This is a genomic window from Pseudovibrio exalbescens, assembly GCF_028737195.1.
Lineage (GTDB): Bacteria > Pseudomonadota > Alphaproteobacteria > Rhizobiales > Stappiaceae > Pseudovibrio > Pseudovibrio zosterae.
Genome location: NZ_JAQZAJ010000002.1, coordinates 493,222 through 514,495 on the forward strand (window position 1 = coordinate 493,222; position 21,274 = coordinate 514,495).

At 56.0% G+C, this 21,274-nt stretch carries 19 protein-coding genes and 1 riboswitch; of the genes, 11 read left to right on the top strand and 8 right to left on the bottom strand.

Going from position 1 to position 21,274, the window contains the following annotated elements; all coding sequences use genetic code 11:
* Positions 1–53 precede the first annotated feature (53 nt).
* The 4 genes from PUV47_RS07445 (at position 54) to PUV47_RS07460 (ending at position 6,693) form a co-directional block, all read left to right on the top strand.
* Positions 54–3,023, top strand: a complete 2,970-nt coding sequence (locus tag PUV47_RS07445) for a 2-oxoglutarate dehydrogenase E1 component (protein WP_274217886.1) — start codon at positions 54–56, stop codon at positions 3,021–3,023.
* A 65-nt stretch (positions 3,024–3,088) separates the two neighbouring features.
* The gene (odhB, locus tag PUV47_RS07450; RefSeq protein ID WP_274217887.1) at positions 3,089–4,621 is read left to right on the top strand and encodes a 2-oxoglutarate dehydrogenase complex dihydrolipoyllysine-residue succinyltransferase; all 1,533 of its coding nucleotides are present in this window, start codon (positions 3,089–3,091) and stop codon (positions 4,619–4,621) included.
* An 82-nt stretch (positions 4,622–4,703) separates the two neighbouring features.
* Positions 4,704–6,107 carry a dihydrolipoyl dehydrogenase gene (gene lpdA / locus PUV47_RS07455; RefSeq protein WP_274217888.1) on the top strand — a complete coding sequence of 468 codons (1,404 nt, stop codon included), beginning with the start codon at positions 4,704–4,706 and terminating at the stop codon, positions 6,105–6,107.
* A 145-nt stretch (positions 6,108–6,252) separates the two neighbouring features.
* Positions 6,253–6,693, top strand: coding sequence for a hypothetical protein (locus PUV47_RS07460; protein ID WP_274217889.1), 441 nt, complete (start codon positions 6,253–6,255; stop codon positions 6,691–6,693).
* 6 nt (positions 6,694–6,699) lie between these two features.
* Here the strand turns inward: PUV47_RS07460 and PUV47_RS07465 are convergent, their stop codons facing one another.
* From PUV47_RS07465 to fsa, 6 genes are all read right to left on the bottom strand, one after another.
* On the bottom strand, positions 6,700–7,125 hold the full coding sequence (locus tag PUV47_RS07465; protein ID WP_274217890.1) for a hypothetical protein: 426 nt from the start codon (positions 7,123–7,125) through the stop codon (positions 6,700–6,702).
* 57 nt (positions 7,126–7,182) lie between these two features.
* A complete protein-coding gene (gene thiE, locus PUV47_RS07470; protein WP_274217891.1) occupies positions 7,183–7,824 on the bottom strand; it encodes a thiamine phosphate synthase in 642 nt (213 codons plus the stop codon).
* Complete coding sequence (thiM, locus tag PUV47_RS07475) at positions 7,824–8,624, bottom strand: hydroxyethylthiazole kinase (RefSeq protein WP_274217892.1); 801 nt, start codon at positions 8,622–8,624, stop codon at positions 7,824–7,826. The genes thiE and thiM overlap by 1 nt, the downstream gene beginning before the upstream one ends.
* Before the next feature lie 57 nt (positions 8,625–8,681).
* A riboswitch (TPP riboswitch) is annotated at positions 8,682–8,775 on the bottom strand.
* 57 nt (positions 8,776–8,832) lie between these two features.
* Complete coding sequence (locus PUV47_RS07480) at positions 8,833–9,792, bottom strand: tyrosine recombinase XerC (protein WP_274217893.1); 960 nt, start codon at positions 9,790–9,792, stop codon at positions 8,833–8,835.
* 53 nt (positions 9,793–9,845) lie between these two features.
* On the bottom strand, positions 9,846–10,580 hold the full coding sequence (locus PUV47_RS07485; RefSeq protein WP_274217894.1) for an endonuclease: 735 nt from the start codon (positions 10,578–10,580) through the stop codon (positions 9,846–9,848).
* Between the two features lie 191 nt (positions 10,581–10,771).
* A complete protein-coding gene (gene fsa, locus PUV47_RS07490; protein ID WP_274217895.1) occupies positions 10,772–11,425 on the bottom strand; it encodes a fructose-6-phosphate aldolase in 654 nt (217 codons plus the stop codon).
* 151 nt (positions 11,426–11,576) lie between these two features.
* On the opposite strand from fsa, the gene PUV47_RS07495 reads away from it, so the two are divergent.
* The 6 genes from PUV47_RS07495 to PUV47_RS07520 all read left to right on the top strand — a co-directional run bounded on the left by PUV47_RS07495 (position 11,577) and on the right by PUV47_RS07520 (position 18,938).
* Positions 11,577–13,790, top strand: a complete 2,214-nt coding sequence (locus PUV47_RS07495) for a primosomal protein N' (RefSeq protein ID WP_425313742.1) — start codon at positions 11,577–11,579, stop codon at positions 13,788–13,790.
* A 213-nt stretch (positions 13,791–14,003) separates the two neighbouring features.
* A complete protein-coding gene (locus PUV47_RS07500; RefSeq protein ID WP_274217896.1) occupies positions 14,004–14,564 on the top strand; it encodes a F0F1 ATP synthase subunit delta in 561 nt (186 codons plus the stop codon).
* On the top strand, positions 14,564–16,093 hold the full coding sequence (gene atpA, locus PUV47_RS07505) for a F0F1 ATP synthase subunit alpha (RefSeq protein ID WP_274217897.1): 1,530 nt from the start codon (positions 14,564–14,566) through the stop codon (positions 16,091–16,093). The genes PUV47_RS07500 and atpA overlap by 1 nt, the downstream gene beginning before the upstream one ends.
* 32 nt (positions 16,094–16,125) lie before the next feature.
* Positions 16,126–17,007: a F0F1 ATP synthase subunit gamma gene (locus PUV47_RS07510; RefSeq protein WP_274217898.1), complete on the top strand. Its 882-nt coding sequence runs from the start codon at positions 16,126–16,128 to the stop codon at positions 17,005–17,007.
* Between the two features lie 25 nt (positions 17,008–17,032).
* Positions 17,033–18,460: a F0F1 ATP synthase subunit beta gene (atpD, locus tag PUV47_RS07515; RefSeq protein ID WP_274217899.1), complete on the top strand. Its 1,428-nt coding sequence runs from the start codon at positions 17,033–17,035 to the stop codon at positions 18,458–18,460.
* 79 nt (positions 18,461–18,539) lie between these two features.
* Complete coding sequence (locus PUV47_RS07520; protein WP_274217900.1) at positions 18,540–18,938, top strand: F0F1 ATP synthase subunit epsilon; 399 nt, start codon at positions 18,540–18,542, stop codon at positions 18,936–18,938.
* A gap of 143 nt (positions 18,939–19,081) precedes the next feature.
* On the opposite strand, the gene PUV47_RS07525 is transcribed toward PUV47_RS07520, so the two are convergent.
* Entirely contained in the window at positions 19,082–19,288 is a 207-nt protein-coding gene (locus PUV47_RS07525; RefSeq protein ID WP_274217902.1) for a hypothetical protein, read from the bottom strand.
* On the opposite strand from PUV47_RS07525, the gene PUV47_RS07530 reads away from it, so the two are divergent.
* Entirely contained in the window at positions 19,278–19,493 is a 216-nt protein-coding gene (locus tag PUV47_RS07530) for a hypothetical protein (RefSeq protein ID WP_274217903.1), read from the top strand. The genes PUV47_RS07525 and PUV47_RS07530 overlap by 11 nt on opposite strands.
* A 134-nt stretch (positions 19,494–19,627) precedes the next feature.
* On the opposite strand, the gene PUV47_RS07535 is transcribed toward PUV47_RS07530, so the two are convergent.
* Positions 19,628–21,262 carry a molybdopterin-binding/glycosyltransferase family 2 protein gene (locus PUV47_RS07535; protein WP_274217904.1) on the bottom strand — a complete coding sequence of 545 codons (1,635 nt, stop codon included), beginning with the start codon at positions 21,260–21,262 and terminating at the stop codon, positions 19,628–19,630.
* Positions 21,263–21,274 lie beyond the last annotated feature (12 nt).

The window sequence follows — 21,274 nt, forward strand, 5'->3', positions numbered from 1 at the left end:
GGTAACACCAGCCCATAGCAAAGAAGGCGGATCAAAAGTCCGCTTGAAAAAACATGGCACGGCAGGACGCGAACAATGTCTTCGCGCTGACGTCGTTCCTATACGGCGCCAACGCTTCCTATATCGAAGAGCTTTACGCTCAGTACCAAGAGAACCCTCGTTCCCTCGAACCAGAGTGGCAGGAATTCTTCTCTACACTGCAGGACAATCCTGACGACGTCATCAAGGAGGCCCGTGGGGCGACTTGGGGACGCAAGGACTGGCCTGTTCAGGCAAACGGAGAACTGATTTCCGCTCTGGATGGCGACTGGCCCTCCGAGAAGGAAGTTGGCGACAAAATCAAGGCCAAGGCGAAAAAGACTGGCGTTGAGATGACTGAGGCCGACGTGCTTCAGGCGACCCGAGACAGTGTGCGTGCGCTCATGATGATCCGCGCTTACCGTATGCGCGGTCACTTGCATGCCGACCTTGATCCGCTCAGCCTGGCTGAGCCGGGCGATCATGAAGAGCTGCACCCTGCCACCTACGGGTTTTCCGAGGACGACTGGGATCGCAAGATCTTCCTGGACAATGTGCTTGGCATGGAGTTCGCCAGCATTCGTCAGATGCTGGACATCCTGAAGCGGACCTATTGCTCCACCCTTGGTGTTGAGTTCATGCACATCTCGGATCCGGCGGCAAAGGCCTGGATTCAGGAACGCATTGAAGGTCCGGACAAGCAGGTTGCCTTTACCCCAGAAGGGAAGAAGGCAATCCTGAACAAGTTGATCGAAGCCGAAGGTTTCGAGAAGTTTCTGGATGTGAAGTACACCGGCACCAAGCGCTTCGGTCTTGATGGTGGTGAAGCACTCATCCCGGCACTTGAGCAGATCATCAAGCGGGGTGGTGCGCTTGGTATTGAAGAAATCGTTCTTGGCATGGCCCACCGCGGCCGGTTGAACGTGCTGTCGCAGGTGATGGGTAAACCGCACCGTGCCATCTTCCACGAGTTCAAGGGCGGCTCCTATGCCCCGGACGATGTGGAAGGCTCAGGCGACGTGAAGTACCACCTTGGAGCATCTTCCGATCGCTCCTTTGATGACAACAACGTTCACCTGTCTTTGACTGCGAACCCGTCTCACCTTGAAATCGTGAACCCGGTTGTGCTGGGTAAGGCTCGCGCCAAGCAGGATCAGCTATCTGATTGGGTTGAAACCACGGAAGTAAACCGAAGTTCCGTGCTGCCTTTGCTCATCCATGGTGATGCCGCATTTGCAGGGCAGGGCGTTGTGGCTGAGTGTTTCGGTTTGTCCGCTCTGCGCGGTCACCGCACCGGCGGCTCAATTCACGTGATCATCAACAACCAGATTGGTTTCACCACCAATCCGCGTTTCTCACGCTCGTCTCCATATCCATCCGATGTGGCGAAAGTGATTGAGGCACCGATCTTCCACGTAAACGCAGATGACCCGGAAGCAGTGACTTTTGCGGCCAAGGTCGCGATCGAGTTCCGCCAGCGGTTCCACCGCCCGGTGGTGATCGACATGATCTGTTACCGCCGCTACGGTCACAACGAAGGTGATGAGCCTGCGTTTACCCAGCCGATCATGTATCGCAAGATCCGCAAACACGCGACGACTCTGCAGCTCTACGCAGACAAGCTGGTCAAGGAAGGTCTGGTCACCGCCGAGAGTGTGGATGAGGCGCGCCAGAACTGGCGTTCTCATCTGGACCGCGAGTTTGAATCCGGCATGGCCTACAAGCCGAACAAGGCGGACTGGCTCGACGGTAAGTGGTCTGGCATGAAGGTGGCGAAAGAGGTTGACGAGCCTCGGCGTGGCAGCACCGGCATCGACATGGATGTTCTCAAGGAACTTGGTCAAAAGCTGACCGAAATCCCGAAAGACTTCAATGCACACCGCACAATCCGCCGGTTTCAGAACAACCGCGCAAAAATGATCGAGACCGGCGAGGGGATCGATTGGGCAACGGGTGAAGCCCTTGCCTTTGCAGGTTTGTTGCGTGAAGGGCATGCGGTGCGTCTGTCCGGTCAGGACTGTGAGCGAGGCACCTTCTCTCAGCGCCATTCCGTTCTTTATGATCAGGACAACGAAGACCGATTTATTCCGCTGAACAATCTGGCAGAAAAGCAGGCGCGGTACGAAGTCATCAACTCCATGCTTTCCGAGGAAGCGGTTCTTGGCTTTGAGTATGGCTACTCGTTGGCAGAGCCAAACGCGTTGACGTTGTGGGAGGCTCAGTTCGGCGACTTTGCCAACGGTGCACAGGTTCTGTTCGACCAGTTCATCTCCTCGGGTGAGCGCAAGTGGCTGCGTATGTCCGGCCTCGTTTGTCTGCTGCCACACGGCTATGAGGGGCAGGGCCCAGAGCACTCCTCTGCACGTCTTGAACGCTTCTTGCAGATGTGTGCAGAAGACAACATGCAGGTGGCAAACTGCTCCACGCCAGCCAACTACTTCCACATTCTACGCCGTCAGTTGAAGCGTGACATTCGTAAGCCGCTGATCCTGATGACGCCGAAGTCACTGCTGCGCCACAAGCGCGCCGTGTCTAAGCTGGAAGAAATGGCTGCGGACAGCTGCTTCCACCGTCTGCTGCACGATGATGCCGAGACCAATCCGGGCTCAACCATCGCGCTGAAGCCAGACGACAAAATCCGCCGTGTGATCCTTTGTACTGGTAAGGTCTACTATGACCTCCTGGAAGATCGCGAGAAGCGCGGTATTGATGATGTCTACATTCTTCGTGTGGAGCAGCTCTATCCGTTCCCAACCAAATCGCTTTGCGTTGAGATGGCTCGCTTCAAGAACGCAGATGTGGTCTGGTGTCAGGAAGAGCCGAAGAACATGGGGTCATGGTTCTTCGTTCAGGAGTACATCGAGTGGGTACTGGAGCATGTGAACGCAAAGGTGAGCCGTCCGCGTTATGTCGGTCGTCCGGCTGCTGCGGCAACAGCAACAGGTCTCATGTCCAAGCACCTTGCGCAGCTTCAGGCTTTCCTCGACGACGCGTTCGCTGAGTAAGATCCTACGCTAACAGATACAGTCCGAGCGGCCCATTGGGCCCTGAATTGAGAAGAGATTAGATTATGGCGACGGAAATTCGTGTGCCCACTCTGGGTGAATCCGTAACCGAAGCGACCATTGCTCAATGGTTCAAGAAGCCAGGCGATGCCGTTTCCGCGGATGAGCCACTGGTTGAACTTGAAACCGACAAGGTCACTGTAGAGGTGCCAGCGCCGGCGGCGGGTACTCTAGAAAACATCGTGGTCAAGGAAGGCGATACCGTGGAAGTTGGTGCGCTCCTTGGTGCCATTCTGGAAGGCACAGCCGCTGCTGCACCTGCCCCTGCGAAAAAAGAAGAAGCAGCTCCAAGCTCTTCTGATGCGCTCAAGTCTGCTGAGCCCGTTAGCGTTGTAGTGCCGTCTGCTGGTGAAAGCGTCACTGAAGCTGAAGTCGGTGAATGGTTCGTGAAGGTAGGAGATGCCGTAAAGGCGGACGATACCCTTGTTGAACTGGAAACTGATAAGGCGGCTCAGGAAGTGCCAAGCCCTGTAGCGGGTACGGTCATCGAGATTGCGCAGGCAACAGGGTCTACCGTTGAGCCGGGTAACCTGCTTTGCAAGATCGCCCCGGGTGAAGGCGCTGCTGTAAGTACACCTGCCCCTGCCGCCGCAGCTGCTGCGCCAGCGCAACCTGCTGCTTCCAGCCCTGCGCCGTCTACTTCGATGCCTCCGGCACCGTCCGCCTCCAAGATGCTGGCAGAAAAAGGCCTGTCCCCAGATCAGGTCGCAGGTTCCGGCAAGCGTGGTCAGGTTCTCAAGGGAGATGTGATTGCAGCTGTTGCATCAGGTATCTCCGCCGCACCGGCAGCACAGGCCGCACCTGTTGTTGCACGCGCACCATCGTCTCCTGAAGATGAAGTTCGCGAAGAACGTGTCCGCATGACCAAGCTGCGCCAGACCATCGCCCGCCGCTTGAAGGATGCCCAGAACACCGCAGCAATGCTGACCACTTACAACGAAGTGGACATGAAGCCGGTGATGGATCTGCGCAAGCAGTACAAGGACATCTTTGAGAAGAAGCACGGCGTGAAGTTGGGCTTCATGGGCTTCTTCACGAAGGCTGTAACCCATGCGCTCAAGGAAATTCCTGCGGTCAACGCAGAGATCGATGGCACGGACATCATCTACAAGAACTACGCCCACATTGGCGTTGCTGTTGGCACGGACAAGGGCCTGGTTGTACCTATCGTTCGCGATGCCGACCAGATGTCCATTGCAGAGATTGAAAAAGAGATCGGCAACCTGGGCCGCAAGGCGCGTGATGGCAAGCTCGGCATGGCCGACATGCAGGGTGGAACATTCACCATCTCCAACGGCGGTGTCTACGGCTCTCTGATGTCGTCTCCAATTCTGAATGCACCGCAGTCTGGTATTCTGGGCATGCACAAGATTCAGGAGCGTCCTGTAGCCATGAATGGTCAGGTCGTCATTCGTCCGATGATGTACCTTGCGCTCTCTTATGATCACCGCATCGTTGACGGCAAAGAGGCTGTAACCTTCCTCGTTCGCGTCAAGGAAAGCCTCGAAGATCCGCAGCGTCTGGTTCTGGATCTCTAAGAAAATTCAGCGTTGCCCGGCCTTCGCGCCGGGCATCTCGCTTTCCCGTCCTCGGGCTCACGATTTACATAGGGATTAGAATATGTCCTACGATCTCGTCGTTATCGGCACAGGTCCTGGCGGCTACGTGTGCGCCATCAAGGCGGCTCAGCTTGGTATGAAGGTGGCCGTTGTCGAAAAGCGCAAAACCCACGGCGGCACCTGCCTGAACATTGGCTGCATTCCGTCCAAAGCACTGCTGCACTCCTCCGAAGTGTTTGAAGATGCGACGCACAATTTTGAGAAGCTCGGCATCAAGACCTCCAAGCCTAAGGTTGACTGGAAGGCAATGCTTGCCAACAAGGAAAACGTTGTTGAGAGCAACGTGACCGGCATCGACTTCCTGTTCAAGAAAAACAAGGTTGAAGCGCATCACGGCACGGGCCGCATCCTGAGTGCCGGTAAGGTGGAAGTCACCGCTGAAGACGGCTCAACCTCTATTCTTGAGACAAAGAACATTGTCATTGCGACTGGCTCTGACGTGATGTCTCTGCCGGGCATCGAGATCGATGAAAAGCAGATCGTTTCTTCCACGGGCGCTCTGGAACTGGAGAAGATTCCAGGTAAGCTGGTTGTCGTCGGCGCTGGTGTGATTGGTCTGGAACTGGGCTCTGTTTACGCGCGCCTTGGTTCTCAAGTCACCGTTGTTGAGTTCATGGACAAGATCCTTGGCCCAATGGATGCCGACGTCTCTCGCCAGTTCATGCGCATGCTGAAAAAGCAAGGCATCGAGTTCAAGATGTCTTCCAAGGTAACAGGCGTTACCAAGAAGGGGCGCGGTCTGGAAGTGACAGTAGAACCAGCCGAAGGGGAAGCGCATGCTGAGACCATTGACGCTGATGTGGTTCTGGTTGCAATCGGTCGCCGCCCTTACACGGAAGGCCTCGGCCTTCAGGAAGCCGGCGTTGAGCTGGATGAGCGTGGCCGGGTGAAAACGGATGCGCACTTCAAGACCAACGTGAATGGTATCTACGCCATCGGTGATGTGATCACGGGTCCTATGCTGGCTCACAAAGCTGAAGATGAAGGCGTTGCTGTTGCCGAGATCCTCGCCGGTCAAGCCGGTCACGTGAACTACAATGTGATTCCGAGCGTTGTATACACGGCCCCGGAAGTGGCGTCTGTTGGCAAGACCGAGGACGAGCTTAAAGCTGACGGCGTCAAGTACAAGGCAGGCAAGTTCCCGTTCACGGCGAACGGCCGCGCAAAGGCGATGCTGTCAACCGATGGGATGGTCAAGGTGCTTTCCGATGCTGAGACCGATCAGGTACTTGGCGTTCATATCATTGGCCATGGCGCAGGCGACATGATTCATGAGGCCTGCGTACTGATGGAGTTTGGCGGGTCTTCGGAAGATCTGGCTCGCACCTGTCACGCGCACCCGACCATGTCCGAAGCGGTCAAGGAAGCTGCTATGGCAGTGTTCGCCAAGCCAATTCATATGTAGTTGGCTACCTAAAAGTAAAAGACAGAGAAAAGGCCGATACGTCATGCGTAGCGGCCTTTTTCTATGAGGGGGCTGTCTTCATCCCCTGTTCACATTTGCACCTTTAGGTTGATCAGCATTCAGCACTGAGATCGGGGGAACGGAAATGTCAGATGGGTACGACAAGTATGTCGATGACCAAATACGAAAAGCGGTCCATTCGGGAACGAATTCGCATGCCGACCCGGCCGTTCGCGCACAAGCGGCGATGAAGGGCATTTACCTTGAAGATACGGCTTCTGGGCAGCGTACTCCAGTACATCAAACCCCAACGATAATCGGGGGAACTTCCGATGCCATCGACAACATGTGGGACATGATGCCTTGGTGGGTTTATGCGGTCTTTGCCGCGATCGGAGCAGTAGTCGCGGTAACTGTATTTGCGCCAAACGCACAGCCTGATGGCCAGCTTCTGGTCGCCGCAGCCGGTGCAGGGATCGGCGCTTTCAGTTTGCTGGTCTTACGCGCACTCTCACACATGCTGCTGTGGGCGGCAATCTTGGGCGGTCTGGCCCTTGTGGCATTTGCGGTTCTGGGCGGAGGCTGAAGGGTTTCAGTCTCTCAGCAAGATGAAATTACGTTTTAGGTTCTTGCTCTCGTCGCCATGCACGCTTGTCTTCATGTGCACCTCAAGGCGGTCTTGACCTGGCAAAACATTGAGGTGCTGAGACTTGAAGATGCCGCCGTACTGGAACAGCATGATGCCGGATTGATGGAGCAATCCATCACTCCAGCCCCAAGAACAATCGCGCGGGCGGCAAGAGGTTTGCACCCGTGCACTGATTTCAGGTGCGGACCCAGTGCAGTCGACTTTCAGGTGCATTCGGCTCAGATCGTGAAGTTCCGCCTCTGGATTGTACCACTCGCCGGCAATATGGGTCGGGCATTGGCCGCGCTCCGTTGCATGAACACTATCCGTATCCGCAACTAAAAAGCTCGTTGCCACGAGAATGGTCAAAATAAGCGTAAGGCCAATCATGTCATGCTCCCCTTGCACATCTAGGGGCGTGGGCGCGCCCCTAGACAGTTGTGCTGATCAAGCGTAACGCTGTTTTGCCTGAAATACCAGTTTTGCCAGATCAGCGGACGCTTTTCCTGGCATATGATCCCCGCATATCGCCGAAATCACAGCAACTCCTGCCGCGCCATGGGCGATTACTTCCTCGGCATTGCTGTGATTGATTCCGCCGATTCCCACCACAGGAAGGCTGCTTTGCACGGTGAGCGCACCGAAAGACTTGATTCCAACATCATCGGCGTCAGCCTTGGAGCCGGTTGGATAGCAAGCGCCTATGCCAAGATACTGCAGGATTGCCGGATCAGCGGCATCAAGATCTGCCTGGCTGGAAACGGAAAGGCCCAAGACCTTCTCAGGGCCAATCAGGCGCCGCGCATCGGCTGCACTCATGTCACTCTGGCCCACATGAACACCGGGCGCATCTACCGCCAGAGCAACATCCACACGATCATTTACAATGAGTGGGATGCCCTTTGGCTCCAGAACAGCCATCATGCGCCGCGCAAGGTCAACTTGCTCACGAGTAGAGCCAGTTTTGTCACGAAGCTGCACCAGCGTCGTACCATTATTCACTGCCGCTTCCACCACTGCCACTGGATCTTGTCCGGGGCAGTCCTGAGGGCCAATGATGAGATAGACGGAAAGGTCAATTTGGGGCATCAGAGACTATCCAGTTTGCCGGCTTCCTTCACCTGTTCAGGCGTCAGGTGATAAAGCTGATTGATGATGTCGACCTGGAGGCTGGCAGGCCCTGCCGTGTCTTGAGCGGCAGTTTCGCCAGCCAGACCCAGGAACAGCAGCGCATGTGCCGCAGCCTCCAACTTGTCTTCTGCCACGGCAACCGCAGCACCAGTCAGTGCGGTTGCAGTACAGCCGAGACCCGTCACGAACGGCATGAGCTCGTGGCCATTTTTCACGGTCAGAGTACGTTCTCCGTCAGTGATGTAGTCGGTTGGTCCGGAGACCGCGACCACGGCCCCGCTCGTTCTGGCCAGTGTTTTGGCCGCAACCAACGCCGCCTCGGAGCTGTCGGTGCTGTCGACGCCTTTTCCGCCTGAACCTTCGCCGGCTAAAGCCATGATCTCGGAGGCGTTACCCCGAATGACGGTAGGCTTGAAGGCCAGTAGCTCTTTGGCAAGGTTGGTGCGGAACGTCAGTGCGCCAACAGCCACAGGATCTAGCACCCAGGGGCGGCCAGCTTTTTGCGCGGCGGCACAGGCCAGCTTCATGGCTTCTGCCTGCGCTGGGGTCACGGTACCCACATTTACAACCAGCGCGCCTGCTACCGAAGCCAGTTCAGGCGCTTCCTCAGGGCCATCAACCATCGCAGGGGAAGCGCCAATGGCGAGCAAAGCGTTCGCAGTGGTGTTAGCCACCACAATATTGGTCATGTTGTGGACCAGCGGGCTGGTCTGTCGAATTTTGGTGAGGGTCTCACAAGCGCTCTCGATCAGGTTCATCGATACTTCCTTTGTGAGCGAGGAGAGCGAGAAAGAAGAGGGCTCAAGCGTATTTGCCGCCTAAGTTTGTGATCGCTCCCTTCGCTGGCATTATCCAGATCAGGTCATACGGGTCTAATCTCAGCCCTTTCGGGCACCCCGGTTCACAGGGAATAGACTAGGTGTGAAACCCCGGAAATTCAACGGGCTTCAGCCCGAAAGGTGAGGATTACCGACGTGGATGCGCCTTGTCATATGCATCAAGCAAGCGAGCGCTGTTGACTTCCGTATAAATCTGCGTGGTTGAAAGGCTGGCGTGGCCAAGCAGTTCCTGAATGGAGCGCAGGTCGCCGCCGCCAGAAAGCAGATGCGTTGCGAAGGAGTGGCGCAAGGCATGGGGCGTCGCCGTGTCCGGCAGGCCAAGAGCGCCGCGGATTTTCTGCATGGCGAGCTGGATCGCGCGCGGGTTCAGCTTGCCGCCGCGCACGCCAACGAACAACGGTCCCGTTGGCTCCAGGGTGTGCGGGCACTGAGCCTTATAGTCTTCGATTGCCTCAACAATTACGGGCAGAACAGGAACGAGCCGCTCCTTGCCGCCCTTGCCGCGAATGCGAATGGACTTGTCGCTCGCCTTTGGTGCTGTTGCCGGTGTCAGGGAAAGGGCCTCAGAAATACGAAGTCCACATCCATAAAGCAGCGTGAAGACGGCGGCATTGCGCGCTTCCACCCAAGGGGTGTCTTCAAAGGCTAAGTCCTTGCTGACAATCGTTTTTGCGTCTTCCACGTTGATGGGTTTCGGCAGGCTGCGGGGCAGACGCGGGGTGCGGACAGCCGCTGCTCCGGCAGCATTGACCTCGCCCCGGCGCTCCAAGAATGAGAGGAATGAGCGTACACCTGCAAGGCCGCGCGCCAGAGTGCGGGTCTGCGCCCCGGTTTGGCGACGGCGGGCCAGAAAGCCACGGAAATCGGAGGGTCTCAAGTCCTTGAGGTCGTTGATGGCAGGCGCGCCGCCCAAATGATCCGTCAAAAACCGCAGGAATTGGCGAACGTCGCGCTCATAGGCTTCCAGTGTGTTCTCTGAAAGCCGCCGTTCTGACCCCAGATGATCAAGCCAATCATCAATCCCGGCGTTCAGGTCCGGTTGCGCGATGATCAGCAGTTGGTCGGTGTTGTCTGCAGGATTTGCCATGACACGAGCTAACCCGAAAACACTCTAGGAATGGTTACCGAAGCCTTGCGAAATCAGGAAGCCGGCGCGATGAGCGGATTTGCGTTGTTTTGAATAAAAAGGATACGTTGGTTGCGTTCAAGCTCCCAATCGGAGGGCGGATCCATCTCATTCCAGTTCAGGTACATGTCGCGCTCCTCATCGGTCAGCGGCATGTTGTAGGTCGCATTCATATAAAGGTAAGCTCGGGCGATGTCCCCTCTTATCCCCTCTTGGGGCTCCATGACCTTAGCCGTGAAATCTATCTCGAAGTCACAAGCGCCATAAGCGCGTGGCTCGCCTTCCAAAGAAGAGATGCGGAAGTTGGAACGATCTCCGTTCAATTCGCCAACAGCGGGGACAAGATTGTGAAGGTCGGCTTCCATGGCTCGGAACTCATCATCCACTTTGCCACAGCATCGACGCCCCTTGTAGGTCTTGCCCTTTGAAGTGACGCAGGCCTCATGCCCTTCGCTCCAACAGACCCGGTCCTTGCCAAACCGGGAAGCGGGCACGATGTGCTCCCACTCGATCCGGCTGCCGCGTTTTGCATTCTTGCGAGGCTCATAGCCGCAGGACGCCGCGTCTACTTGTTTCTCGTCGGAGTAGCTGCAGCCACAGTAAAAGCTGGTGCGCTCGGACACTTCTTTATAGATGGAGCGCTCAAGATGCTTTTTTGCGGTGCTGAATGAGAAATCTGGCTGAGCAAGTGAGGGGCCGCTCAGCAGGATGAGAAGAAGCGTGCAGAGCCAAAGGCGGAACGTTGCCATTATCGTTTAAACCTGTCTTGTGCAGTCTTGTTGCTTTCAAGAGAGGTGGACGCAGGGCGCTTAAGAATGTGTTAAGCATGCCGCTGACTTTTGAATGGCCTGCATTCTTCTGTGTAAGAGCGTCGCAAAATGAAAAAGCGCAGGCCCGAAAACCTGCGCTCCAACAAACTCAATTGTGATCGGCGAGCTGATCAGACGATGCTCTGACCGGTCTTTTCCCAATCCTTCATGAAGGCTTCCAGCCCCTTGTCGGTGAGCGGGTGCTTCACGAGAGACTTCAGTGTTGCAGGTGGAATGGTCGCCACATCGGCACCGATCAAGGCGCAATCCTTCACGTGGTTCACGGAGCGGATGGAAGCTGCCAGAATTTCGGTTTCGAACGCGTAGTTGTCATAGATCTGACGGATCTCAGCAATCAGGTCCAGCCCTTCGACGTTGATGTCGTCAAGACGGCCAATGAATGGAGAGATGAAAGTCGCCCCGGCCTTGGCTGCCAGCAGTGCCTGATTTGCCGAGAAGCAAAGGGTCACGTTGGTCTGCACGCCCTTGTCGGAAAGAACGCGGCAAGCCTTCAGGCCATCAAGGGTCAGCGGAAGCTTGATGCAAATGTTGTCGGCAATGGCAGACAACTCTTTCGCTTCGGTCAGCATGGCTTCTTTTTCCATGGCAACCACTTCTGCGGAGACAGGGCCGTCTACGATATCGCAGATCTCAGCAATGACCTCTTTCATTGGGCGGCCAGCCTTCATGATCAGTGACGGGTTGGTGGTAACACCGTCGAGAAGGCCTGTTTCTGCCAGCTCACGAATTTCTGCAGTGTCAGCAGTGTCGACGAAGAACTTCATGCCAAAATGGCTCCTGTTTTCATTCTTCCAGCCCCAACCTGTTGTTAGATGGGGAGGTTATCCAGAAATGAGTCTATGACGTGCCTTCTTTAGCCTAGACTGCATTGATCCTACAGTCTTCTATATGCAAACCAACAAAAGGACTTGAGGCTTGGAAGGAACTGCGGAAATTTTTGGCGACCTACCTCTTGGAAATCAAGCGCTAATTGTGCCTGTGCTGGTTCCAGTCGCTGTCGCAGGCCCTTATTCCTATAAAGTCCCACAGGGAATGCAGGTTCGGCCGGGCTCAATCGTGCGAGTACCGCTGGGCACCCGCACGGTTGTCGGTGCGGTCTGGGACGGGGAGCCGGATGGATCGGTTAACCCCAAGAAATTGAAGAGCATCGAACACGTTTACGACGCCGCTCCTCTTGGAGAAGACCTGCGCCGCTTTGTGGACTGGGTGGCAAATTGGACACTTGGTGCGCCGGGCATGGTGCTGCGCATGGTGCTGCGCTCAGAAGAGGCGCTGGAGTCTGAAAAGCAGGTGCTCGGCTTTCGCCGCATCTCTGGCAAGGAGCCGGAACGGCAAACCGCCGCCCGAAAGCGCGTGCTTGAGCTGTTGGACGAGGGCATGGCCTGGACCAAGGCCGGCTTGGCTGGTGCTGCGGGCGTGAGCCCTTCTGTTGTGGATGGTCTGAAAGAGCAGGGTGTCCTTGAGACAACATTTCTCCCGGCAACGCCGCCCTTGCCGGATCCTGACCCCAACCTGCCCGGACCAACGCTCACCCCGATGCAGTCCGAGGCTGCCGAGCGCCTTGTGGCTGCCGTCGGCCACGGCTTCAAGTGCTTCCTGATAGATGGCGTCACGGGCTCCGGTAAAACCGAGGTCTATTTTGAAGCGCTGGCAGAAACCATGCGCAACGGACAGCAGGCTCTCATTTTGCTGCCGGAAATTGCTCTCACCAGTCAGTTCCTTGAGCGTTTTGAACGGCGCTTTGGTGTACGGCCTGCCGAGTGGCATTCACAAGTGCCCGCCAGGCGGCGTGAACGGACATGGCGAGGTGTCGCCAATGGCGAGGTGAAGGTTGTTGTCGGTGCCCGGTCTGCGTTGTTCCTGCCGTTCTGCAATCTGGGTCTTGCCGTGGTCGATGAAGAACACGACGGGGCGTACAAGCAGGATGACCGTGTTCCTTATAATGCACGCGATATGGCCGTCGTTCGCGGACACATATCTGGGTTTCCCGTAATCTTGGCCAGCGCAACGCCCTCCGTGGAAAGCCGGGTGAACGCGCAGCTTGGCCGCTATGAATTAGTGTCCCTGCCAGAGCGGGCGTCCGGCGCTGAGCTGCCTGAGCTGGTCGGCATCGACATGCGAACGGATGGACCGGAGCGGGGCCGCTGGCTGGCTCCCACCCTTGTGCGTGAGATTCAGGAAACGCTGACAGATGGCAATCAGGTGCTCCTGTTCCTGAACCGGCGCGGTTATGCACCGCTAACGCTATGCCGCTCGTGTGGACACCGGTTCCACTGCGAAAACTGCTCGGCATGGCTGGTGGAGCACCGGTTCAAGGGGCGACTCGTTTGTCACCACTGTGGCTATTCGCAGCCGATTCCAGACAAATGCCCGGAATGCAGCAAGCCTGATACGCTGGTGGCCTGCGGCCCAGGCGTGGAAAGAATAGGTGAAGATGTCGCAGATCTCTTCCCTGAAGCCCGTGTTTTGGTGCTGTCGTCGGACCTGCCGGGCGGAAATGAGCGAATCAAACGAGAAATGGAGCTCATCGAAAAGGGCGAAGTGGACATCGTGATCGGCACTCAGCTTGTGGCAAAGGGTCACAACTTCCCCCTCATGACGCTTGTTGGGGTGATTGATGCCGATCTTGGGCTTGCCAATGGTGACCCTAGGGCCGCTGAAAAAACATTTCAGCTTTTAGCGCAGGTGACAGGGCGTGCAGGACGCATCAGCGGAGGCGGAAAAGGCTTCCTGCAGACCTACAATCCCGACCAGCCCGTCATCAAGGCGCTGCTCTCCGGTAAGCCAGATAACTTTTACGGCGTCGAGATTGAGTCGCGCGAACACGCGGGTTTGCCGCCTTTTGGAAGACTCGCTGCGCTCATCATTTCCGGCCCGGATCGACCGACTGCTGAAAGTTATGCACGACATGTGGTGCGCGCCGCACCTGTTGATAGCCCGGTGTCCATCCTTGGTCCGGCAGAGGCGGCAATGGCTCAGGTGCGTGGCAGATTTCGTTTTCGTGTATTAGTGATTGCCCGTAGAGGGTTTGATTTGCAAGGGTTTCTGCGAGCTTGGCTACAAAGAGTAGATCAGCCTAGAAATGCAGTCCGCCTACAGGTGGACATCGATCCGCAGAGCTTCATGTAGCACTCCAACGCCGATACAATCCATGGGCTGTGCGTTGGAATACTTAGCCCGTATTGCATGGCTGTCATGCCTGTGCTATGCGAAGCGCGGCTTTAAGGATACAGACCACTCAACTCTGTTTCCAAGAAACTGAATTAGAAGCGACTTTTCAAGGTGTTGGAATCTTGGCGAGTCTCGCTACCAACCTTGAATGCGCCGGAGAGCACGGATCCAGTGACTGACAACGTATCTCTCATTTCAGGCGTGGCCTTGCGTTACGCATCCGCGTTGCTAGACCTTGCTGAAGAGCAGAATGCAATTGCGGAGGTTGAGGCTGCACTCGATCGTTTTGAAGCGCTCATCAAAGAGAGCTCTGATCTAGAACGCCTCATCAAGAGCCCCGTTTTTAGTGCAGACGCGCAGCTTAAAGCGCTCACAGATATATTGGAAAAGGCCGGCATTTCTGGCCTGACCGCAAATTTTGTAAAGTTGGTTGCCAAGAATCGGCGCCTCTTTGCGATCCCAGGTATGATTTCAGCCTTCCGTTCGCTGCTTGCTGCCAAGCGCGGCGAAGTCACCGCTGAGGTGACTTCCGCTACCGAACTATCGGCTGATCACACTGCTGCCCTGAAAGAAGCTCTCAACGCTTCCACAGGCAAAGACGTTAACGTGGTAGTGAAAGTGGACCCATCCATCATTGGCGGTCTGATCGTGAAGATCGGCAGCCGGATGATCGACACTTCACTGCGTACCAAGCTCAACTCTCTTAAGTTCGCGATGAAAGAGGTCGGCTGATGGATATTCGGGCCGCGGAAATTTCCGCCATCCTAAAGGACCAGATCAAGAACTTCGGTCAAGAAGCCGAAGTTACTGAAGTAGGTCAGGTTCTTTCCGTAGGTGACGGGATTGCCCGCGTTTACGGTCTGGACCAAGTCCAGGCGGGTGAAATGGTCGAGTTCCCTGGAGGAATCCGGGGCATGGCACTCAACCTAGAATCTGACAACGTCGGTGTCGTTATCTTCGGTAACGACCGTGACATTAAAGAAGGTGACACCGTAAAACGTACCGGTGCCATCGTTGACGTACCGGTAGGTAAAGGCCTGCTGGGTCGCGTCGTGGATCCACTCGGTAACCCGATCGACGGCAAAGGCCCGATCGAGGCGACTGAGCGCCGTCGTGTGGACGTTAAAGCGCCTGGCATTCTGCCACGTAAGTCCGTGCACGAGCCAATGTCTACCGGCCTCAAGGCAATCGATGCCCTGATCCCGATCGGCCGTGGTCAGCGCGAACTGGTTATTGGTGACCGCCAGACCGGTAAAACCGCGATCATTCTCGACACCTTCCTCAACCAGAAGCCTCTGCACGCTGGTGACGATGAAGACGCCAAGCTCTACTGCATCTACGTTGCAGTTGGTCAGAAGCGCTCTACCGTTGCTCAGTTCGTTAAGGCACTGGAAGACGCTGGTGCTCTTGAGTACTCCATCGTTGTCGCTGCGACCGCTTCCGATCCAGCACCTCTCCAGTACCTGGCACCGTTTGCCGGTACAACAATGGGTGAGTTCTTCCGTGACAACAGCATGCATGCTGTGATTGGTTACGACGATCTGTCCAAGCAGGCTGTGGCTTACCGCCAGATGTCTCTGCTTCTCCGTCGTCCACCAGGACGTGAAGCTTTCCCAGGTGACGTTTTCTACCTGCACTCCCGTCTGCTCGAGCGTTCTGCAAAGCTGAACGAAGAGAACGGTAAAGGCTCCCTGACTGCTCTGCCGGTAATTGAAACACAGGGTAACGACGTGTCGGCGTTTATTCCGACCAACGTTATCTCCATTACCGATGGTCAGATCTTCCTGGAAACCGATCTGTTCTTCCAGGGTATCCGCCCTGCTGTGAACGTTGGTCTGTCAGTGTCTCGCGTGGGTTCTTCCGCGCAGATCAAGGCAATGAAGCAGGTTGCTGGTCCAATTAAGGGTGAGCTTGCGCAGTACCGCGAAATGGCGGCATTTGCTCAGTTCGGCTCTGATCTGGATGCGACCACCCAGCGCCTTCTGGCCCGCGGTGCGCGCCTGACTGAACTGCTGAAGCAGCCTCAGTTCTCTCCGCTCAAGACGGAAGAACAGGTCGCTGTGATCTACGCTGGTGTGAACGGCTACCTTGACGGTATCCCTGTTGACCAGGTTCGCGAGTTCGAAGAAGGCCTGCTGCGCTTCCTGCGTGCAGACCATGCAGAACTTCTCTCCGCTATCTGGGAGAAGAAGGCTCTGGATGCAGAACTCACTGAGAAACTGAAGGCTGCTATTGACGCGTTCGTCAAGACCCTCGGTTAATCGAAGCAACGGCATAAGGAACGGGGGCGCCCATGGCGAGCCTTAAGGACCTAAAAAACCGCATCGCTTCGGTCAAAGCGACGCAGAAGATTACCAAGGCCATGCAGATGGTGGCCGCGGCTAAGCTGCGTCGTGCTCAGGAATCCGCAGAAGCATCTCGTCCCTATGCCGAGCGCATGGGGGCGGTGCTGAGCAACTTGGCTTCCGGAGTACAGGGTCGTGACGATGCGCCAAAGCTGATGGCAGGCACGGGCAAGGAACAGGTACACCTGCTTCTCGTCTGCACCGCAGAGCGTGGTTTGTGTGGTGGTTTCAACTCCTCCATCGCCAAGCTGGCGCGTGAACACGCCAAGAAGCTGATTGCTGAAGGTAAGACGGTTAAGATCGTCACCGTTGGCAAGAAGGGCTTCGATGCACTGAAGCGTGATTTGGGTCAGCACATTATTGAGAAGATCGAGCTGACTGATAAGAACGTTGAGTACAGCAGCGTTAAGCAGATCGCCGACAAGATCCTCACCATGTATGATGAGGAAAAGTTCGACGTTTGCACACTGTTCTATTCGAAGTTCCGGTCAGTAATTAGTCAGATTCCAACCGCAACTCAGATCATCCCGGCAACTTTTGATGCTGAAGACGATCAGGCAGCTGCGGGCGAGAATGCGCTCTACGATTATGAGCCGGATGAGCAGGAAATCCTTGAGACCCTGCTTCCTCGGAACATTTCAGTACAGATCTACAGCGCAATTCTTGAAAACGCTGCGTCCGAGCAGGGTGCACGCATGTCCGCAATGGACAACGCGACCCGCAACGCCGGCGAGATGATCAATAAACTGACACTGAGCTACAACCGTCAGCGTCAGGCACAGATCACCAAGGAACTGATTGAAATCATTTCAGGCGCAGAAGCGCTCTGACCGAGTTGAGACGAGGATTTAAGTGATGGCTGACACGAAAGTCGGACGGATCACGCAGGTTATCGGTGCTGTTGTCGACGTACACTTCGACGGCGAGCTTCCTGCGATCCTGAACGCTCTGGAAACTGACAACGGCGGGAACCGTCTGGTACTCGAGGTTGCTCAGCACCTGGGCGAAAACGAAGTACGCACGATCGCTATGGACGGAACCGAAGGTCTCGTTCGCGGTCAGGAAGTTAAAGACACTGGCGAGGCGATTTCCGTGCCAGTGGGTGACGGCACTCTGGGCCGCATCATGAACGTAATCGGTGAGCCAGTTGATGAAGCTGGTCCAATCGTTGCGGACACCAAGCGCGCTATCCACCAGGAAGCTCCAGCATTCGTGGAACAGTCCACCGAAGCTGAAATCCTGGTAACCGGCATCAAGGTCGTTGACCTGATCGCACCTTACGCAAAGGGTGGTAAGATCGGTCTGTTCGGCGGTGCTGGTGTTGGTAAGACCGTTCTGATCATGGAACTCATCAACAACGTTGCTAAGGCACACGGCGGCTACTCCGTATTCGCTGGCGTTGGTGAGCGTACCCGTGAAGGTAACGACCTTTACTGGGAAATGATCGAATCTGGCGTGAACAAGGAAGCTGGCAAGGGCGAAGGCTCCAAGGCCGCTCTAGTTTACGGTCAGATGAACGAACCTCCAGGAGCACGTGCACGTGTTGCTCTGACCGGTCTGACCGTTGCTGAGCACTTCCGTGACAAGGGCCAGGACGTTCTGTTCTTCGTGGACAACATCTTCCGCTTTACTCAGGCTGGTTCTGAGGTGTCCGCGCTGCTCGGCCGTATTCCTTCTGCTGTGGGCTATCAGCCTACTCTGGCAACCGACATGGGCGCCATGCAGGAACGTATTACAACCACAACGAAGGGTTCCATTACCTCCGTTCAGGCTGTGTACGTACCAGCGGATGACTTGACCGACCCTGCACCTGCATCCACCTTCGCTCACTTGGACGCAACCACCGTGTTGAACCGTTCAATCGCGGAAAAGGGCATCTACCCAGCTGTGGACCCGCTCGACTCCAACTCCCGTATGCTTGATCCACGTATCGTTGGTGAAGAGCACTACGAAGTTGCGACCGCGGTTCAGGAAACCCTGCAGCGCTACAAGTCTCTTCAGGACATCATCGCCATCCTTGGCATGGATGAACTTTCTGAAGAAGATAAGCTGGTTGTTGCACGTGCTCGTAAGATCGAGCGCTTCCTGTCCCAGCCGTTCTTCGTGGCTGAGGTGTTCACCGGTTCCCCAGGCAAGCTGGTTGCTCTTGAAGACACCATCAAAGGCTTCAAGGGTCTGGTAAACGGTGACTATGACCATCTGCCAGAAGCTGCATTCTACATGGTTGGTTCCATGGACGAAGCGGTTGAAAAGGCTGCTAAGCTGGCTGCTGAAGCTGCTTAAGCTCGATCTGGCGATCGAAAGTGAAAGGCAGCGGTTTGCAAAAGCCGCTGCTTCTTGAAACGGACAGAGGAAGAGCTAAATGGCTGAGACTTTCCAGTTTGAACTGGTTTCACCAGACCGCCTTCTGCTTTCAGAAGCAGTGACTGCAGCTGTAGTACCTGGCTCTGAAGGTGAATTTGGCGTCGGTGCCGGTCACTCGCCGTTTCTGTCGACCATGCGCCCGGGCGTTGTTCGCGCAACCGGGGCAAATGGTGATCAGCACGCGTACTTCGTACGGGGTGGTTTTGCCGATGTATCTGCATCAGGCATGACTGTTCTGGCGGAGCAAGCGATCCCGATGAGCGAAATTGACGCTGCCTATCTAGACCAGCAGATCCAAAATGCTGAGGAAGATCTGGCGGATGCCAAGGACGACATCGAGCGCCAAAAGGCCGCGCTGGTGTTGTCACAGCTGCAGGAAATCAAAGCCGCGCTGTGAGCAGAAAAGGCTAGTCCAAGAAATTAAAAACCCCGGCCAAAAGCCGGGGTTTTTTGTTGCAGCTTGACGCTGTCTTTTCTTTCTAGGGAGATTGGTGCCCTGTGCTGCACCAAGTAGAAAGAGGTCTCTTCTTCTTCGTGTTCTTAAGCAGCCATGCGGCGGCTGAATGGAACAAACTTGGTCTGAGCCGAACGCGACTTGCGCTGTTCTGGGGTCTCATAAACAATCGTGCGGTGATGGGCACAATAAGAGCCGTTTTCCGCTTTGTTGGTGCAAGGGAAGCTGTAGTTTCCGCTATCACCTTCGGTCCATTTGCATTGCCCTGGACGCGGCATGGTCATGGCAGTCATGGTTGCGAGCCTTCTTATTTTCTTTCAGCTTATTGAAAAGGCCAGTCGCCACGTCAATGCGCGGCCGGAGCACGATGCCGTCGGTAAGCTGTCTCGATTTTCGGAATTGAATAAACGGCTGAAACGCCCGAAGCGTTCCGCCGTTGCTGGAATGAAACCTAATCAGTTTGCCCACAGATTTCTAGAGGGGTATTGCCAGTATTGAGGCGGCTCTAGGGGAAGATTCCAGATAAGTCACTGAAGAAAGGCTTTTCTTCCGATCTCATATATTTTCAATTAATTCATTTAAGGGATGCGAACTGTCATTTAACTGTCGCGAAAACTCGAATCTCAGCAGAATCACGCGTCGCTTTTGAGGGAAAAACTACCCATCTTGGCACCGAAGTGATCGAGTGCTGTGGGGTCATCCAGATCAAGCCGGGCCGTGCGCCCAAGTTCAATGGTGTAGATCGCTTCTGCGTTCTCTTCCATCACCGGTTTGCCACCAATGTCACCGTGAAGGCGGGTGAGCGGGCTGAAGAAACGGCGATCCCACAGCACCGGGTTGCCGCGTTTGCCTTCGCACGTGGCAACACCAATAAGCTTCCCGGCATTGGGCTCATAGCCTGCCAGCAGTTCGTTCACATGGGTTGCCGCAATCTCAGGCATGTCGCCAAGCAGCATGACGGCAATTTCAATGCTGTCGGGCAGGCTATTGATGCCTGCTGCAACTGAGGTCGAAAGCCCTGCCTCGGCGCGTTCGTTGTGGACCACTTGTACGGACAGGCCTTGGAGCGCCTTTTGGATCGCGTCGCCTTCTTTTCCGACCACCACATGAACCCTGTCCACCTTGCTTTCAATGGCACTGAGCGCGACTTGCCGGATAATGGGAACCCCATGCACGCGGGCGAGAAGCTTGTTGTGGTCGCCCGTCCGGCGGGATTGACCCGCAGCAAGAATGATCGCCGCGGATTGACGCTTACGGTGTGCCTCGTCAACTTCTTCCTCTCGTGGCTGGGGCCGGGAGTAGATCTCCTTCAAAAGGCCACCAACGCCCATGGCCTTGATCTGACCGGCGGTGATTGGAAGATCCGCCAGCAGGCGGTTTAGCACCCAGTCAAAGCCATTTTCTTGAGGGCTGCGCGCGCACCCCGGTGCGCCAATGGCGGGCTTTCCGGCGAATGAACCCAATACCAAAAGGTTGCCCGGATCAACGGGCATACCGAAATGCTCGATGTTGCCGCCTGCACTGCGAAGCGCGCTGGGAATAATGTCGTTGACATCAACGACGGCTGAAGCACCAAAGATAATGAGCAGATCAAAGCCAGCGGGATCGAGGGTGCCAAGGGCCTCTTTCAGGTCAGGGTAGGTGTGCGGCACCTCAAGATGGGCTGAGATTACAGATCCAGAGGGTCTGAGGCGGTCCTGCAGTGCGGCAAGTGTCTTGCCGATCACCTGGCCCTTCAAATGGGGCAGGGTGGTGGAGACCACGGCAACGCGTTTTGCCGTGTAAGGGGCAACGCGAATGGCGCCCTGAATGGCTGCCGCCGCCGCGCCCAGATGACGTTCTTCGGCTGCAAGCGGAATGATCTTGGCTGTAGCGAGCATCCGCCCTTTTTCGACGGGAGCGAACGGTTCCAACGTCGCCATGGTGATCGCAGGGTCGATCATGTTGGCGCTCAAGATGGCATCTTCGTCCAGCTGGAGAATCCCTGCGTGCTCCGCGTAGAGATTGACACGGCCGGTAAAAGGCGGCGCTACAATGGTTCCGGCCCCGGCCGCGCTTGCTGCAAAGCGTTGTGCTGCTTCATCCTCATGAATGTCACCAGCATCAAGCCGAGCGACAGTAAGACTGGCAACACCGGCTGCTTCAAGGGTGGCAACCTCCCCTTCGGAAAGCCTGTGCCCCTTTTTCAGATGCAGGCCAGCTGCTTTCAAGGAGTGGGCGAGATAGCACCCGGTTGCCTGAGAAGTGGGAAGCTCTCCGAAATACATGCACTGCCTCTC

Bases quoted from the DNA above. Each gene is read 5' to 3' on its own strand.
- PUV47_RS07445 (WP_274217886.1), top strand. From the start codon at position 54: ATGGCACGGCAGGACGCGAACAATGTCTTCGCGCTGACGTCGTTCCTA.
- odhB (WP_274217887.1), top strand. From the start codon at position 3,089: ATGGCGACGGAAATTCGTGTGCCCACTCTGGGTGAATCCGTAACCGAA.
- lpdA (WP_274217888.1), top strand. From the start codon at position 4,704: ATGTCCTACGATCTCGTCGTTATCGGCACAGGTCCTGGCGGCTACGTG.
- PUV47_RS07460 (WP_274217889.1), top strand. From the start codon at position 6,253: ATGTCAGATGGGTACGACAAGTATGTCGATGACCAAATACGAAAAGCG.
- PUV47_RS07465 (WP_274217890.1), bottom strand. From the start codon at position 7,125: ATGATTGGCCTTACGCTTATTTTGACCATTCTCGTGGCAACGAGCTTT.
- thiE (WP_274217891.1), bottom strand. From the start codon at position 7,824: ATGCCCCAAATTGACCTTTCCGTCTATCTCATCATTGGCCCTCAGGAC.
- thiM (WP_274217892.1), bottom strand. From the start codon at position 8,624: ATGAACCTGATCGAGAGCGCTTGTGAGACCCTCACCAAAATTCGACAG.
- PUV47_RS07480 (WP_274217893.1), bottom strand. From the start codon at position 9,792: ATGGCAAATCCTGCAGACAACACCGACCAACTGCTGATCATCGCGCAA.
- PUV47_RS07485 (WP_274217894.1), bottom strand. From the start codon at position 10,580: ATGGCAACGTTCCGCCTTTGGCTCTGCACGCTTCTTCTCATCCTGCTG.
- fsa (WP_274217895.1), bottom strand. From the start codon at position 11,425: ATGAAGTTCTTCGTCGACACTGCTGACACTGCAGAAATTCGTGAGCTG.
- atpA (WP_274217897.1), top strand. From the start codon at position 14,564: ATGGATATTCGGGCCGCGGAAATTTCCGCCATCCTAAAGGACCAGATC.
- PUV47_RS07510 (WP_274217898.1), top strand. From the start codon at position 16,126: ATGGCGAGCCTTAAGGACCTAAAAAACCGCATCGCTTCGGTCAAAGCG.
- atpD (WP_274217899.1), top strand. From the start codon at position 17,033: ATGGCTGACACGAAAGTCGGACGGATCACGCAGGTTATCGGTGCTGTT.
- PUV47_RS07520 (WP_274217900.1), top strand. From the start codon at position 18,540: ATGGCTGAGACTTTCCAGTTTGAACTGGTTTCACCAGACCGCCTTCTG.
- PUV47_RS07530 (WP_274217903.1), top strand. From the start codon at position 19,278: ATGGCAGTCATGGTTGCGAGCCTTCTTATTTTCTTTCAGCTTATTGAA.
- PUV47_RS07525 (WP_274217902.1), bottom strand. From the start codon at position 19,288: ATGACTGCCATGACCATGCCGCGTCCAGGGCAATGCAAATGGACCGAA.
- PUV47_RS07535 (WP_274217904.1), bottom strand. From the start codon at position 21,262: ATGTATTTCGGAGAGCTTCCCACTTCTCAGGCAACCGGGTGCTATCTC.